This is a genomic window from Nocardioides taihuensis, assembly GCF_042657275.1.
Lineage (GTDB): Bacteria > Actinomycetota > Actinomycetes > Propionibacteriales > Nocardioidaceae > Nocardioides > Nocardioides taihuensis.
In genome coordinates, this window is the sequence record NZ_JBHSKD010000027.1 from 734,757 (window position 1) to 749,458 (window position 14,702).

A 14,702-nucleotide genomic window follows, 5' to 3' on the forward strand; every position below is an offset into this window, starting at 1 on the left:
GCCTAGAGGAGCGCTCAGGCGCCGTCGTACCCGCCGTCCCAGCCGAGGTCGCGGGCCCGCTGCAGCACGTGCTCCGGCACCTCGCCCGGGGTCGCGGGGTCGGACACCGGGGCGTCGGCCACGCGGCGCAGGGGCACGTGCCCGCCCCAGGTGCCGGCCTCGACGTCCTCGGGCTCGTCGTCGGGACCGCCCTCGCTGACCTTGAGCGACGCCTCGCGCAGCGGCACCGCGAGCACCGCGGTCGCCGCGAGCTCCTTGCGGGTCGGGCGGCGCAGTGCCGCGGCGCGACCGGGGACGACGTGGTCGACGATCAGGTCGAGGGCGTGGTCGCGCTCGTCGACGTCGTCGACGAGGCGGACGGTGCCGATCACCACCGCCGAGCGGTAGTTCATCGAGCTGTTGAAGCCCGACCGTGCGAGCACGAGGCCGTCGAGCTCGGTGACCGTCACGCAGACGGTCGCGTCGACCGAGCGGCGCAGCCAGTCGGCGGCGACCGACCCGTGCACGTAGAGCGTGCCGTGGTCGTCGGGACCGTCGAGGTCGACCGCGTAGGCGACCGGCAGCACCACCGGGTGGTCGTCCTTGACCACGCCGAGGTGCGCGACCAGTCCCTCGCGCAGCAGCGCGTGCAGGGCTGCGCGGTCGGTGACGGCGTGGTCTTGCTCCCGCTTGACCGTCGTGCGGTCGGTGGGCGAGAGGGGCTCGAGCGGCCCGGTCACGACTGCGCCTCGTGGGCCGCCCACGCCTCGGCGCGCTCGCGCTCGATCTTGCGCCCCAGGAAGTACGCCGTGCCCCACAGCAGCGCGAAGATCCCGCCGAGGAGGAACATCAGCGGCACCACGAGGCCCAGGGCCACCGCGAAGAGCTGCAGCACGCTGGCGGCGCCGTAGGCCCACTCGGAGCGCAGCATCCCGGCCAGCACCAGCGCGGCCGCCGCCAGGCCGAGCCCGATCGCCAGGGCCACGCCGGTGTCGACCCCCGAGATCTGCACCATCACCGGAGTGGTCAGCCCGAGCACGATCGCCTCCAGCGACAGCACCGCGGCACACATGCCCCGGCGCGGCGACCGGGTCGCAGCCTCGCTCACGACCGCCCCCCCAGCATCGTGCGGGCCTCGCCCACGGTGACCACCGACCCGGTGACCAGCACCGCGCCCGACCCGAGGCCGCCGCCGAGCGCCTCGCCGGCCTCCGCGAGCGCGGCGGCCTGGTCGATCGCATCGGCCAGCCGGGGCGCCACGGTCACGCGGTCGGGGCCGTAGATCTCGACCGCCTGGGCGGCCAGCTGCTCGGCCGGGAGCGCCCGGTCGGTCGAGGACGCCTGCGTGCAGACGAGGTGGGCCAAGTGCGGCTCGAAGGCGGCGAGCACGCCCTCGTGGTCCTTGTCGGCCATCACTCCGATCACGCCGATCAGCGGCGAGAAGGTGAAGGAGTCCTCGAGCGCCGCGGCCGTGGCCTCGGCGCCGTGCGGGTTGTGGGCGGCGTCGAGCACGATCGTCGGGCTGCGCCGCACCACCTCGAGCCGTCCGGGCGAGGTCGCGGCCGCGAACGCCGCGCGGACCACCTCGTCGCCCAGCGGCTCCTCCCCCACGAAGGCCTCGACCGCTGCCAGCGCGAGCGCGGCGTTCTGAGCCTGGTGGGCGCCGTACAGCGGGAGGAAGACGTCGTCGTAGCGGGCGCGCAGCCCCTGCAGCGAGACCAGCTGGCCGCCCACGGCCGGCACCCGGGTGACGACACCGAAGTCCAGCCCCTCGCGGGCCACCGTCGCGCCCACCTCGGTCGCCCGGGCGAGCAGCACCGCGGCGACATCGGGCTCCTGGTCGGCGACGACCACGGTGGCACCCGGCTTGATGATCCCCGCCTTCTCCTCGGCGATCACGACCGGCGTGTCCCCGAGGTACTTGGCGTGGTCGACCGCGATCGGCAGCACCACGGCCACGACACCATCGGCGACGTTGGTCGCGTCCCAGGTGCCCCCCATGCCGACCTCGACCACCGCGACGTCCACGGGCGCGTCGGCGAACGCGGCGTACGCCATCCCCACGACGGTCTCGAAGAACGACAGCGGGTGGGCCTCGCTGGCGTCGACGAGGTGGGTGTACGGCGCGACGTCGTTGAAGGCGCGCACGAACTCCTCGTCGGACAGCGGCTCCCCGTCGACGCAGATCCGCTCGTTCATCCGCTCGACGTGCGGCGAGGTGAACCGGCCGGTGCGCAGCTCCAGCGTCCGCAGCAGCCCGTCGACCATCCGCGAGGTCGACGTCTTGCCGTTGGTGCCCGTGAGGTGGATGACGGCGTAGGTGCGCTGGGGGTCGCCGAGCAGCTCGGTGAACGCGCGGATCCGGTCGAGCGACGGCTCCAGCCGGGTCTCGGGCCAGCGCGAGAGCAGGGCGTCCTCGACCTCGGCGAAGGTCTCGGCGAGGCGCGGGGCGGCGGGGGTCTCACTCATCGGGGCCGAGTCTATTGATCAGGCGTCCACGGGCACGATCTCGAGGTTGGCCTGGTCCACCACGGCGGTGTACCCGAGCCGCTCGTAGACGCGGTTCGAGACCGGGTTCGCCTGGTCGGTGTAGAGCACCGGGCGGTCCCCGGCCGCCAGCACCCGGCGCGAGACCTCGGCGACCGCCGCGCCGGCCCAGCCGCGCCCGCGCTCGGCAGCGGGGGTGTAGACCGGGCCGATCCGGGTCACGCCGTACGCCGGGAGGTTCGCGGCGACCAGGTGCACCCGGCGTCCCTCGTCGTCCTCCCAGAGCCACACGCGGCCGGCGGCCACCCGGCGCTCCATCGCGGGGCGGTCGTGGCGCAGCGGGTCGGGCACCGGCTCGCGACCCGCCTGGCGGTCGGCGTCGACGGCGAAGGCGTCGAACCAGGCGACCGCGAGGTCCACGTCGTCCGCCGTCGCGGTGACGAGGCGCCCCGGCACCGGCCGCGGCTCGCGGAGCTCGCGCAGCTCGAAGAGCCGGGTGTGCTCGGCCACGACGACCCGGCCGCCCGTCGCCCGCGCGACCTCCTCGGCACACGTCCGCGCCGCGGGCAGCGCGCCGTTGACGCTGGTGAGCAGGGCGCCGCGCGCGAGCAGCGCGCGACCCAGGGCGGCGGCGGCGTCCTCGGGCATCGAGGAGACGAAGACGGGGAACGGCGGGGCCGGTGCGGTGCGCATGGCCGTGCCGACGACGCGCCCCGCGTCGTCGCGCGCGACCGCCCACCAGCGGTCCAGCCCGAGGGGCAGCGACACCCCGGCGGCGTCCTCCTCGACCGCCCGTGCGGTCACCGTCGCGACCACCGTGCTCTGCACCGGATCGGCCGCGAGGTGCTCCCCCGCTGCGTCGAGGAAGTCCCGAGGATCGTCGAGGAAGTCCAGCGTCGGCATCCGCGCAGGTTAGAGCCGTCGTCGCCGTCCGCCGAACTGGTTTCCGGCCCGGGAGCACCCACCCCTAGGATTTCCACATGACCGAGACCCAGCAGCACCACGACTTGCCGCCGACGACGCCGCCCGCCAGCGACGTCGTCGTACCGGACAAGCCGGCCCTGGAGGGTCTCGAGGACCGGTGGGGCGCCCGCTGGGACCAGGACCAGACCTACGCGTTCGACCGCACCCGGCCGCGCGAGGACGTGTACGCGATCGACACGCCGCCGCCGACCGTGAGCGGCAGCCTGCACGTCGGGCACGTCTTCTCCTACACCCACACCGACCTCATCGCCCGCTACCAGCGGATGCGCGGCAAGTCCGTGTTCTACCCCATGGGCTGGGACGACAACGGCCTGCCCACCGAGCGCCGGGTGCAGAACTACTACGGCGTGCGCTGCGACCCGTCGCTGCCCTACGACCCCGACTTCACCCCGCCGGAGAATCCGGACCCCAAGCGGCAGCTCCCGATCAGCCGGCCCAACTTCGTCGAGCTGTGCGAGCAGCTCGTCGTCGAGGACGAGCAGGTCTTCGAGACACTCTGGCGCCACCTCGGCCTCTCGGTCGACTGGACGCAGACCTACACCACCGCCGGCAGCCGAGCCCGCGAGATCAGCCAGCGCATGTTCCTGCGCAACTTCGCCCGCGGCGAGGCCTACCTCCACGACGCCCCGACCGTCTGGGACGTCACCGACCGGACCGCGGTGGCGCAGGCCGAGATCGAGGCGCGCGAGTACCCCGGTCACTACCACCGGGTCGCCTACCACCGCCCCGACGGCACCCGGGTCCACGTCGAGACCACCCGGCCCGAGCTGATCGCCAGCGCCGTGGCCCTGATCGCGCACCCGGAGGACGAGCGCTACCAGCCGCTGTTCGGGACGACGGTCACCTCGCCGGTCTTCGGGGTCGAGATCCCGGTGCTCGCCCACCCGGCGGCGGAGATGGACAAGGGCGCCGGCATCGCGATGTGCTGCACGTTCGGCGACCTGACCGACGTGCAGTGGTGGCGCGACCTGGCGCTGCCCGTACGCACGGTCGTCGGCCGCGACGGGCGGCTGGCCCGGGAGACGCCCGAATGGCTCGCCGGCGCGGACGAGGCCTACCAGCGCCTGGCCGGCAAGACCGTGCACTCCTCGCGCGAGGAGATGGTCGCGATGCTGCGGGAGTCCGGCGACCTCGAGGGCGAGCCGACGCCGACCACGCGGATGGCGAACTTCTACGAGCGCGGCGACAAGCCGCTCGAGATCGTCTCCACCCGGCAGTGGTACATCCGCAACGGCGGCCGCGACGCCGGGCTGCGCGAGGAGATGCTCGAGCACGGCCGCGAGATCACCTGGCTGCCCGAGCACATGCACCACCGCTACGACAACTGGGTCGGTGGGCTGACCGGCGACTGGCTGATCTCGCGCCAGCGCTTCTTCGGCATCCCGTTCCCCGTCTGGTACCCCCTCGACGACGAGGGCGAGCCCGACTACGACCACCCGCTCCTGCCCAGCGAGGCGGAGCTGCCGGTCGACCCCTCGACCGACACCCCGCGCGGGCACACCGAGGACCAGCGGGGCAGGCCCGGCGGGTTCATCGGCGACCCCGACGTGATGGACACCTGGGCGACGTCCTCGCTGACCCCCCAGATCGCGGGCGGCTGGAGCACCGACGACGACCTGTTCACGCGCGTGTTCCCGATGGACCTGTGCACCCAGGCCCACGAGATCATCCGCACCTGGCTGTTCTCGCGCGTGGTCCGGGCCCACTACGAGCACGGCGTCACGCCGTGGAGCCACGCGATGCTGTCGGGCTGGATCCTCGACCCCGACCGCAAGAAGATGTCGAAGTCCAAGGGCAACGTGGTCGTGCCGACCGAGATCCTCGACAAGTACGGCGCCGACGCCGTCCGCTGGCGGGCCGCCTGCGTGCGCCCCGGCATGGACTCGCCGTTCGACGAGTCGCAGATGAAGGTCGGGCGCCGGCTGGCGATGAAGGTGCTCAACGCCTCGAAGTTCGTCCTCGGCAGCATCGGCGCTTCGTCGCTCGACAGGTTCGCGGTCAGCGAACCGGTCGACTGCGCCCTGCTGGCGCGGCTCGAGGTGGTCGTCGGCCGGGCCACCGACGCGTTCGACGCCTACGACTACACCACCGCGCTCGAGGTCACCGAGAAGTTCTTCTGGGAGTTCTGCGACGACTACCTCGAGCTGGTCAAGGAGCGCGCCTACGACGAGGACGGCGGCGACCCGACCCACTCGGCGCGCGCCACCCTGGCCATCGCGCTGCACGTCCAGCTCCGGCTGCTCGCGCCCTTCCTGCCCTACGTGACCGAGGAGGTCTGGTCGTGGTGGCAGGAGGGGTCGATCCACCGCGCGTCGTGGCCGGTCTCGGCCGACCTCGGCTCGGCCGCTGCGGCCGACCCGGCCACCATCGACGCCGTCGCCGCGGCGCTGGTGGGCATCCGCGGCGCCAAGTCGCAGGCCAAGGTCTCGATGCGCGCCGAGCTCTCCCGGGTGGAGATCACCGGGCCGTCGGCGCTGCTGGCCATGGTCCGCACCGCCACCCACGACCTGCGCAAGGCCGGCAAGATCACCGGCGAGCTGCTGCTGACCGAGCGTGAGGACGCCACCGAGATCTCGGTGGACGCCGAGCTGGCCCCGGTCGAGCCCGCCCCGACCGGGCACGAGCCCGTCTAGGGAAGACCGGTCGGGTCAGCCCCGGACCGGCGCGAGCGGCCCGCGGGCCGCGGGCGTCGCCACCGGCGCGCCGGGCTTGCCCTTGCCCTGACCGGGGTTGTCCTGGCCCTTGCCCTCGCCCTGACCGGGGTTGTCCTGGGACTGGCCCGGGTTGTCCTGGCCCTTGCCCTTGCCGGGGTTGTCCTTGCCCGGCGCAGGGTCGGGCTTGCCGCCCTGGTCGCTCTTGCCCGGGGGCTGCGGCTGGTCGGGCTTGGGGCCCTGGCCGGGGTTGCCGTCCTTGCCCGGCGCCGGGTCGGGCTTGCCGCCCTGGTCGCTCTTCGGCGGCGGGGGGTTCTTGTCGGGCTGCCCGCCCTGGCCGTTGCCGGGGCCACCGGCTCCGTCGCCCTTGTCGGGTGCCGGGCCGGGGTCGGCCTGGCCGCCCTGGTCGGCCTTGCCGCCGTTGCCGTTGTCGACGCCCGGGTCCGAGACGCCGTTGCCGTGGCCGTTCCCGTTGCCGGGGGTCGGGGGGTCGACCGTGGTGTCGCCGCCCTGCGGGCCACCGGAGCCGTGCTGGCCGGAGCCCTGGTGGCCGGGCGTGCTCACGTCCTCGCCGGCGGTGCCCGAGCCGCCCTGCGCGCCCTCCCCGCCGGACTGCCCGGTCGACGGGGACGACGGCGCGGGTACGACGGGGGCCGGCGAGCTCGGCGGGACGACCGGCGTCACCTGCGGCGAGACCGGCGGAGCCGCCTCGGCCGGCGCCTCGCTGGGCTCGGGGCCGAAGGCCGGCCACGAGACGGGATCCTCCCAGACGCCCACGGCAGTGGCGGCGATGTTGCCCGCGAGGTTCGGCACGGTCTGGCGGCTCGCGGTGGCGAACACCAGGGCGCAGAGCACGCCGACGAGCACGAACGCGACGAGTGGTCGCTTGTGCTCGGCTCTCACGGCTCCGGCCTTCCGTCGAGGGACACGTCCATCCTGCCTGCCTGACGGTCCGTTGACGAACGGTTGACGAAATATAGTCCGAATTGACTACCCCGGATAGCCCGACGAACCACGGGTCACCCCGGGGTGGCGGGCCCGGACGGGCCGCCCGCAGCCCCGGAGGGCGCGGAGGGAGGCCTCAGGCGGACTTCTTCTTCTTGGCCTCGGCCTCGCGCGGGATCAGCGTCGGCGCCACCTCGTCGGTGACCACCTCGGAGGTCACCACGACCTTGGCGACGTCGCCGCGGGAGGGCACGTCGTACATCACGTGGAGGAGCACCTCCTCGATGATCGCGCGCAGCCCACGGGCACCGGTGCCGCGCTCGAGCGCCCGGTCCGCGATCGCCTGGATCGCCTCGGGGGTGAACTCGAGCTCGACGCCGTCGAGCTCGAAGAGCTTCTGGTACTGCTTGACGAGCGCGTTGCGCGGCTCGGTGAGGATCTGCACGAGCGCCTCCTGGTCGAGCTTGGAGACGCTGGCGATGAGCGGGAGCCGGCCGATGAACTCGGGGATCAGGCCGAACTTGGTGAGGTCCTCCGGGCGCACCTGCAGGAGGAGGTCCTCGGACTCACGCTCGGCCTGGCCGCGCACCTCCGCGGTGAAGCCGAGCGTCTTCTTGCCGACGCGCTGCTCGATGATGTGCTCGAGCCCGGCGAAGGCGCCGCCCACGACGAACAGGATGTTCGTGGTGTCGATCTGGATGAACTCCTGGTGGGGGTGCTTGCGGCCGCCCTGCGGCGGGACCGAGGCGGTGGTGCCCTCGATGATCTTCAGCAGCGCCTGCTGCACGCCCTCGCCGGAGACGTCGCGCGTGATCGAGGGGTTCTCCGCCTTGCGGGCGACCTTGTCGATCTCGTCGATGTAGATGATGCCGGTCTCGGCCTTCTTGACGTCGTAGTCGGCCGCCTGGATCAGCTTGAGCAGGATGTTCTCGACGTCCTCGCCGACGTAGCCGGCCTCGGTCAGCGCGGTGGCGTCCGCGATCGCGAACGGCACGTTGAGCATCCGGGCCAGGGTCTGGGCGAGGTAGGTCTTGCCGCAGCCGGTCGGGCCGATGACGAGGATGTTGGACTTCGCGACCTCGACGATCTCGTCCTTGCTGTGCTTCCCGCCGATCGTCTGCAGCCCGGCCTGGACCCGCTTGTAGTGGTTGTAGACCGCCACGGCGAGCGACTTCTTGGCGTGCTCCTGGCCGATCACGTAGGAGTTGAGGAACTCGAAGATCTCGCGCGGCTTGGGCAGCTCGTCGAGGGTGACCTCGGCCCCCTCGTTGAGCTCCTCCTCGATGATCTCGTTGCAGAGGTCGATGCACTCGTCGCAGATGTAGACCCCGGGACCCGCGATCAGCTTCTTGACCTGCTTCTGGCTCTTCCCGCAGAAGGAGCACTTCAGCAGGTCGCCACCGTCACCGATGCGTGCCACGGGCGATCATCCTCCGGTTCGAGTCCAACAGGCGGTGCTGGGAAGCTCCCTGACGGTACCTCGCCCGGGCCCCGCTTGGCGCGGGACACGAGCAAAGTCCGTCAGGGGCTCGATCAGGTCAGGGCGGGGGTGCCCTTGAGCGACTCGAGGACCGAGTCGATCAGGCCGTACTCGACCGCCCCCTGGGCGGTCAGGATCTTGTCGCGCTCGATGTCGCGGCTGACCTCCTCGACCGGCCGGCCGGAGTGCTCGCTGATCATCTGCTCGAGCAGCTCGCGCATGCGGAGGATCTCGTTGGCCTGGATCTCGATGTCGGAGGTCTGGCCGAACGTGCCCTCGGTGTAGGGTTGGTGGATGAGGATCCGGCTGTTGGGCAGCGCCATCCGCTTGCCGGCCGTGCCGGCCGCGAGCAGGATCGCGGCCGCCGACGCCGCCTGGCCGATGCACACGGTCTGCACGTCGGGACGGATGAACCGCATCGTGTCGTAGATCGCCGTGAGGGCGGTGAACGAGCCGCCGGGCGAGTTGATGTAGATGCTGATGTCCTGGTCGGGGTTCATCGACTGCAGGCACAGCAGCTGGGCGATGACCGCGTTCGCGACGTCGTCGGAGATCGGGGTGCCGAGGTAGATGATGCGGTCCTCGAACAGCTTGGCGTAGGGATCGATGCGGCGGAAGCCGTAGGACGTCCGCTCCTCCCACTGGGGGATGTAGTAGTTCATGTCCTCAGTCCTTCTGCCGCGCCGGGCGGCCGTCGTCGGCCGCTTCGCGGGCGCTGGTGATGACCTGGTCGACGAGCCCGTACTCGCGCGCCTGGTCGGCGGTGAACCACCGGTCGCGGTCGGCGTCGGTGGTGATCTGCTCGACGGTCTGGCCGGTGTGCTCGGCGATCAGCTCGAGGAGCACCTGCTTGATGTGCAGCGACTGCTGCGCCTGGATCTTGATGTCGGAAGCGGAGCCACCCATGCCGGAGGACGGCTGGTGCATCATGATCCGCGCGTGCGGCAGGGCGTAGCGCTTGCCCTTGGTGCCGGCACAGAGCAGGAACTGGCCCATCGACGCGGCCAGGCCCATGCCGACCGTGGCGACGTCGTTGGGGATGTAGTTCATCGTGTCGTAGATCGCCATGCCGGCGTCGACGGAGCCACCCGGGCTGTTGATGTGGAGGAAGATGTCGGCCTCGGGGTCCTCGGCCGACAGCAGCAGCAGCTGCGCGCAGATCGCGTTGGCGTTCTGGTCGCGGACCTCCGAGCCGAGGAAGACGATCCGCTCGCGCAGCAGGCGCTGGTAGATGTGGTCGTCGAGGCCGTACATCGACCCGGCCCCGTTCATCTGGGGCCCGTTCATCTGGGGGCTGTCGGTGTGGTTCACGTCTGCGACCCTAGCCGCAAGCGCGGCGACTTCCACGACATATCCCCCGCTGTTCGCCCACAGCAGACGAGGCCGTGGACAGGGGTGCGGGCGAGGCCGCCGACGGGCCGCGCCCGATCCGGGTTCAGGCCGGGGTGGCGGCCCCGGCCTCGACGACCTCGCGGATCCGCTCCAGCGTGGTCCACAGGCCCTCGGCCAGCTCGCGGTCGTGGCCCGCGGCACCGCCGATGAGCGGGCCGAGCAGGGTCGTGCCGAGGGTGAACGCCGGCAGCTCGCGCCGGGCCGCCAGCCGCGTCCCGGCCGGCGTCGGCTCCAGCTCGTAGCTCCAGGTCGCGCCCGACTCGCGGGTCTTCCACGCCACTGCGCGCCCGGGCACCCAGCGCACGACCCGGGAGGTGGTGGGCCACACGGCGAGGCCGCGACGGTTCACGCCGAGCAGCGTCGCACCCTGCAGGCTCGCGCCGGGGCCGCGCCGGCGGCCGACCACCCACAGCCGGCGCAGCTCCGGGCTGAAGTCGGGCATCCGGGTCACGTCGGCGACGACGTCCCACACACTGTCGGGCGGCGCGGCGATCTCGACGGTGCCGGCGAGAGGGCTGGGGTCGGCCACGGGGCTCCTCGGTGTCGCGGAACTGCTGGGGGGATTCAGCCGAGCCAGTCTCGCAGAGCGACATGGACGTCTCGGTGGTTGAGCAGGCCGAGGTGACCGGTGCCACCGACGTGGAGCACGTGGGCCCCGGGGAACAGCTCGCGCCCGTGGCGGTCGCGGCCCACCGCCGAGGCGGGACGCACGAGCAGGTCACCGAGCAGGTGGCCCACGGGGTGCCGGGCCGAGCGGCTCAGCGTCGCGACCACGAGGCGGTAGCGGGCGTGCGGCAGCGGGGGCACGTCCTCGGCCAGCCCGGCGACGAGGTCGTGCACGCCGCGGGAGCGCCGGTCGAGGATCCGGCCGAACGCCGCCGTCTCCGGGAGCCGTCCGAGACCGCGGCTGCCGTGACCGACCCCGGTGGCGAGCGGGGCGCCGAGGTGCGGGGTGCCCAGGGTGACGACGTCGCTCACGAGCGAGGTCCAGGGCTCGGTGGCGGCGTGGGCCACCGCGCCCGCGGCTCGCAGCACCAGCCCGCCCAGCGAGTGGCCCACGAGCGCGACCCGGGTCACGGGCACCGGCCACGCGCCGACCAGCCGCTGGAGCAGCGAGGAGAGCGCCGCCCCGTTCTCCCGGAGCCCGAGGCCGGTGTTGGCGCGCAGGAAGACCGGGGTCCAGCCGAGCCCGGCGACCATCTCGCCGTACGTCGTGCCGAGCCGCTCGCGCCCGCGGCCCCAGTACTCCTCGTCCTCGCACAGGCCGTGCAGGAAGACGACGAGACGCCCGCGGGCGTCCGGGAAGGAGGCGGCGAGCGCGGCGGGCTCGACGTCGACGTCGCAGCCACCGTGGCGCACGGCCATCGGGACCGCCAGCCGCGGACGCTCCTGCGCGAGGTGGTCCCCGATCAGGCCGTTGACGGCCGCGACCGCGAAGCGGCCCTCGCGGCGCGCCTCGAGGCGGGGGCCGGTGCCGGCCACGGCGGCGAGCCCGCGCGAGGCGGCGCGCAGCCCGAGGCCGAGGCCGCCGTACACGGCGCCGGCGACGCCCCGGTGGAGCGCTCCGCCCCCGGCGCGGTCGAGCCAGGCGACGTGGGTGTCGCGGACGGTGCCGACCACCAGGTCGTCGGCGACCTCCGACAGCAGGGACAGTGCGTCCCAGACGTCGGGCGCCCCGGGCGGCGGCGAGGTGACCTGCACCACATCACCGTACCCGGTGAGTGAACGCCTGTTCACTCACCGGTACGGCGCGGCGCGGGTCAGTCCTGCCGCTCCTCGGCGGCCGTGTCGGCCTCGCCCGCGGCAGCGGTCTCGGCGTCGGCCGACGCCTCGGGCTCCGGCTCGCCGATGGTGCCGTCGGGGCGGAGGTTCTCCAGCTCGACGTGGTTGCCGGAGGCGTCGGTGACGACGGCCGACTCGACGACCGCGGCCAGCGCCTTGCCGCGCAGGATCTCCTGCACGAGCTCGGGCACGTGGTTGTGCTCGAACATGTGGTTGGCGAACTCCTGCGGGTCCTGGCCGGACTGCTGGGCCCGGCGGACCAGGTGCGCGGAGAGCTCGCTCTGGTCGACGCCGTACTCCTGGCGCTTGGCGATCTCGTCGAGCACGAACTGCGCGGCCACGGCGTCGCGGACCCGGCGCTCGAGGTCGGCCTCGAACTCCTCCTGGGTCTGGCCCTCGTCCTCGAGGTACTTCTCCATGGTGATGCCGGCGAAGGCGAGCTGCTGCTCCATGTTCTGGCGGCGGGCGTTGAGCTCGTCGGTGACCAGGCTCTCGGGCAGCGGCACCTCGACCTTCTCCAGCAGCGCCTCGAGGACGGCGTCGCGGGCGGCGGCGGCCTGCTCGAGGCGCTTGCCGCGGCCGAGGCGTTCGCGCACGTCGGCGGTGAGCTCCTCGACGGTGTCGAACTCCGAGGCCATCTGCGCGAACTCGTCGTCGAGCTCGGGCAGCTCCTGCTCCTGCACCTGCGTGACGGTGACCCTGACCTCGACCGCCTGGCCGACCAGGTCGCCGCCGACGAGCTCGGAGGTGAAGGTCTTGTCCTCGCCGGCGGCCATGCCGACCAGCGCCTCGTCGAGACCGTCGAGCATGCCGCCCCGGCCGACCTGGTAGGACATGCCGCTGACCTCGGCGCCCTCGACGGCCTCGCCGTCCTGGGTGGCGACGAGGTCGAGCACCACGAAGTCGCCGTCGGCAGCCGCGCGCTCGACGTCGGTCAGCGAGCCGAAGCGCTCGCGGAGGTTCTGCAGCTGCTCCTCGACGTCCGCGTCGGTGATCTCCACGTCGTCGACCTGCGCCTCGATGCCCGTGAAGTCGGGCACCTCGATCTCGGGCTTGACGTCGACCTCGGCGGTGAACTCCAGCGCCTCGTTGTCCTCGAAGCGGGTCACCTCGATCTCCGGCTGGGCCAGCGGCTCGAGTGAGTTGGACTGCAGCGCCTCGACGTACTTCTTGGGCAGGACGTCGTTGATGGCCTGGTCGAGCACCGCGCCGCGGCCGACCTGGCGGTCGATGACCATCGGCGGCACCTTGCCGCGCCGGAAGCCGGGCACGTTGATCTGCTGGGCAATCTGCTGGTACGCCGCGTCGAGGCTCGGCTTGAGCTCCTCGAAGGGCACCTCGACGGTCAGCTTGGCCCGGGTCGGGCTCAAGGTCTCGACGGCGCTCTTCACCAGTTGTCTCCTGTCAGTCCTTGCATCAGGTCGTGCTTCGGTTGGTGCCTCTGGTCGTGCTCAGGTCGTGCTCGGGTCGTACGTCGGGGCGACAGGACTCGAACCTGCGATCTCCTGCTCCCAAAGCAGGCGCGCTAGCCACTACGCCACGCCCCGCCAGAAGGCCGGTCGGCCGCCCGGGCGGACGCCCTGCCGGGCCCCTGGAGCGGATGACGGGAATCGAACCCGCGTAGCCAGTTTGGAAGACTGGGGCTCTACCATTGAGCTACATCCGCGCGCCGGTCCCCCCGGCCCGCGCACGCGCGCCGGCAGGCGGAAATCCGCGTGGGCCATCGTGCCACAGGGCGGGTCGCAGGCCCCAACCGAGGGGCCCGCCCGGCCCCGCGCTGGTCACTGCGTGGTCACGGCCGGGTCACCGGCGGTGCACGAGCAGCAGGGCGCGGTCGTCGTCGCGGGCGCCGACCTGCTCGACCAGCCGGGCAGCCCCGCCGGTCACGTCGCCGCGCAGCAGGTCCTCGGCGCGCCCGAGGAGCTGGTCGATGCCGAGGCCGATGTCGCGACGCCTCCGCTCGACCATGCCGTCGGTGTAGAGCAGCATCGCGTCACCCGACCGCAGGCGCCCGGTCGCCCCGGGGAAGACCGGGTCGTCGAAGAGGCCAAGCGCCGGACCGGGGTCGTCGAAGGCGACCCAGCGCCCGCTGCCGGCGATGCGCTGGACGGCCGGCGGGTGGCCGGCGCTGCGCACCTCGAACTCGCCCGTCCCGAGGTCGAGGGAGAGGTGGATCGCGGTCGCGAACCCCTCCTCCCAGCCCTGGCGCACGAGGTAGTCGTTCGCGGCGGGGAGGAAGTCGGCCGGCGGCAGCGCCCCGAGCAGGCCGCCCAGGGCACCGGAGAGCAGGAGGGCGCGCGTGCCGGCCGCCTCACCCTTGCCCGACACGTCGACCACGGCCACCTCGAACCGGCCGCTGCGCCGCGGGAGCGCGGTCACCACGAAGTCACCGGCGAACGGGGAGCCGCCGGCCGACCGCAGCGCCGTCTCGGCGTACCAGGCCTCGGGCAGCTCGGGGATCCGCCCCTGGCCCAGGATCCGGTCGCGCAGGTCGACCAGCATCGACTCCCCCAGCGCGCCACCGACGCCGAGCCGGGCGCGGCGCCGGGAGAGCCACAGCACGATCCCGGCCACGAGCACGACGACGAGGGCGCGGGCGTTGGCCAGTGTGTCGCGCTCGTCGATGTCGTCGGTGGTCAGGCGCAGCGCGAGCACCGCGACCAGGACCAGCACGAAGACCACGAACCAGGGCAGCCGGCGCGGGCTGAGCAGGAACCCCGCCAGCAGCAGGGGCACCACGAGCGACCCCAGCGGCACCGCGTCGGGGAACCGCCACACGCAGGCGGCCAGCGCCACGGTCAGCACGACCAGCAGCCGCAGCTCGCGGGCATCGGTCTGCGCCTCGCGCCCGACCAGCCAGTCGGGCGCCCGGTCGAGCGGTCGCCGGTGGGGCGCGCGTGCGGAGTCCCGCAGCTGCGTCATCAGCGAACCTCCCGGTCGGTCACCCGGACGGCAACTGTAGGGCCAGCGGGCGCCCCCGGTCACGAGGTACGCCGGGCCGG

Annotated in this window: 13 protein-coding genes and 2 tRNA genes; 1 reads left to right on the forward strand and 14 read right to left on the reverse strand. The window is 73.0% G+C overall.

The window, feature by feature from the left end; translation table 11 throughout:
- Window positions 1-14 precede the first annotated feature (14 nt).
- The 4 genes from ACFPGP_RS21545 to ACFPGP_RS21560 are packed head-to-tail and all read right to left on the reverse strand — an operon-like array spanning window position 15 to window position 3,369.
- Complete coding sequence (locus ACFPGP_RS21545) at window positions 15-719, reverse strand: pyridoxamine 5'-phosphate oxidase family protein (RefSeq protein WP_378593276.1); 705 nt, start codon at window positions 717-719, stop codon at window positions 15-17.
- Window positions 716-1,087 (reverse strand): DUF4233 domain-containing protein, encoded by a 372-nt coding sequence (locus ACFPGP_RS21550; protein WP_378593278.1) that lies wholly within the window; start codon window positions 1,085-1,087, stop codon window positions 716-718. The genes ACFPGP_RS21545 and ACFPGP_RS21550 overlap by 4 nt, the downstream gene beginning before the upstream one ends.
- Window positions 1,084-2,448 carry a bifunctional folylpolyglutamate synthase/dihydrofolate synthase gene (locus tag ACFPGP_RS21555; protein ID WP_378593280.1) on the reverse strand — a complete coding sequence of 455 codons (1,365 nt, stop codon included), beginning with the start codon at window positions 2,446-2,448 and terminating at the stop codon, window positions 1,084-1,086. The genes ACFPGP_RS21550 and ACFPGP_RS21555 overlap by 4 nt, the downstream gene beginning before the upstream one ends.
- 18 nt (window positions 2,449-2,466) lie before the next feature.
- Window positions 2,467-3,369 carry a GNAT family N-acetyltransferase gene (locus tag ACFPGP_RS21560; RefSeq protein ID WP_378593282.1) on the reverse strand — a complete coding sequence of 301 codons (903 nt, stop codon included), beginning with the start codon at window positions 3,367-3,369 and terminating at the stop codon, window positions 2,467-2,469.
- A gap of 77 nt (window positions 3,370-3,446) precedes the next feature.
- Between ACFPGP_RS21560 and valS the strand changes: the two genes are divergently transcribed.
- Window positions 3,447-6,083, forward strand: coding sequence for a valine--tRNA ligase (valS, locus tag ACFPGP_RS21565; RefSeq protein ID WP_378593284.1), 2,637 nt, complete (start codon window positions 3,447-3,449; stop codon window positions 6,081-6,083).
- A 15-nt stretch (window positions 6,084-6,098) separates the two neighbouring features.
- Here valS and ACFPGP_RS21570 read toward each other — a convergent pair whose 3' ends face one another.
- The 10 genes from ACFPGP_RS21570 to ACFPGP_RS21615 all read right to left on the reverse strand — a co-directional run bounded on the left by ACFPGP_RS21570 (window position 6,099) and on the right by ACFPGP_RS21615 (window position 14,622).
- On the reverse strand, window positions 6,099-7,004 hold the full coding sequence (locus ACFPGP_RS21570; protein WP_378593286.1) for a hypothetical protein: 906 nt from the start codon (window positions 7,002-7,004) through the stop codon (window positions 6,099-6,101).
- A gap of 178 nt (window positions 7,005-7,182) precedes the next feature.
- Entirely contained in the window at window positions 7,183-8,466 is a 1,284-nt protein-coding gene (gene clpX, locus ACFPGP_RS21575; protein WP_378593288.1) for an ATP-dependent Clp protease ATP-binding subunit ClpX, read from the reverse strand.
- Window positions 8,467-8,579: 113 nt separating this feature from the next.
- The gene (locus tag ACFPGP_RS21580; protein ID WP_378593290.1) at window positions 8,580-9,188 is read right to left on the reverse strand and encodes an ATP-dependent Clp protease proteolytic subunit; all 609 of its coding nucleotides are present in this window, start codon (window positions 9,186-9,188) and stop codon (window positions 8,580-8,582) included.
- A 4-nt stretch (window positions 9,189-9,192) separates the two neighbouring features.
- Window positions 9,193-9,813 carry an ATP-dependent Clp protease proteolytic subunit gene (locus tag ACFPGP_RS21585; RefSeq protein WP_378593585.1) on the reverse strand — a complete coding sequence of 207 codons (621 nt, stop codon included), beginning with the start codon at window positions 9,811-9,813 and terminating at the stop codon, window positions 9,193-9,195.
- 148 nt (window positions 9,814-9,961) lie between these two features.
- Complete coding sequence (locus tag ACFPGP_RS21590; RefSeq protein WP_378593292.1) at window positions 9,962-10,447, reverse strand: SRPBCC family protein; 486 nt, start codon at window positions 10,445-10,447, stop codon at window positions 9,962-9,964.
- Window positions 10,448-10,482: 35 nt separating this feature from the next.
- Window positions 10,483-11,619 (reverse strand): esterase/lipase family protein, encoded by a 1,137-nt coding sequence (locus ACFPGP_RS21595; RefSeq protein ID WP_378593294.1) that lies wholly within the window; start codon window positions 11,617-11,619, stop codon window positions 10,483-10,485.
- Window positions 11,620-11,678: 59 nt separating this feature from the next.
- Window positions 11,679-13,091, reverse strand: a complete 1,413-nt coding sequence (tig, locus tag ACFPGP_RS21600) for a trigger factor (protein ID WP_378593296.1) — start codon at window positions 13,089-13,091, stop codon at window positions 11,679-11,681.
- An 83-nt stretch (window positions 13,092-13,174) separates the two neighbouring features.
- A tRNA-Pro gene (locus ACFPGP_RS21605) sits at window positions 13,175-13,247 on the reverse strand.
- Window positions 13,248-13,292: 45 nt separating this feature from the next.
- Window positions 13,293-13,366 (reverse strand) — tRNA-Gly (locus tag ACFPGP_RS21610).
- Between the two features lie 137 nt (window positions 13,367-13,503).
- Window positions 13,504-14,622, reverse strand: coding sequence for a PP2C family protein-serine/threonine phosphatase (locus tag ACFPGP_RS21615; RefSeq protein WP_378593298.1), 1,119 nt, complete (start codon window positions 14,620-14,622; stop codon window positions 13,504-13,506).
- Window positions 14,623-14,702: the final 80 nt, after the last annotated feature.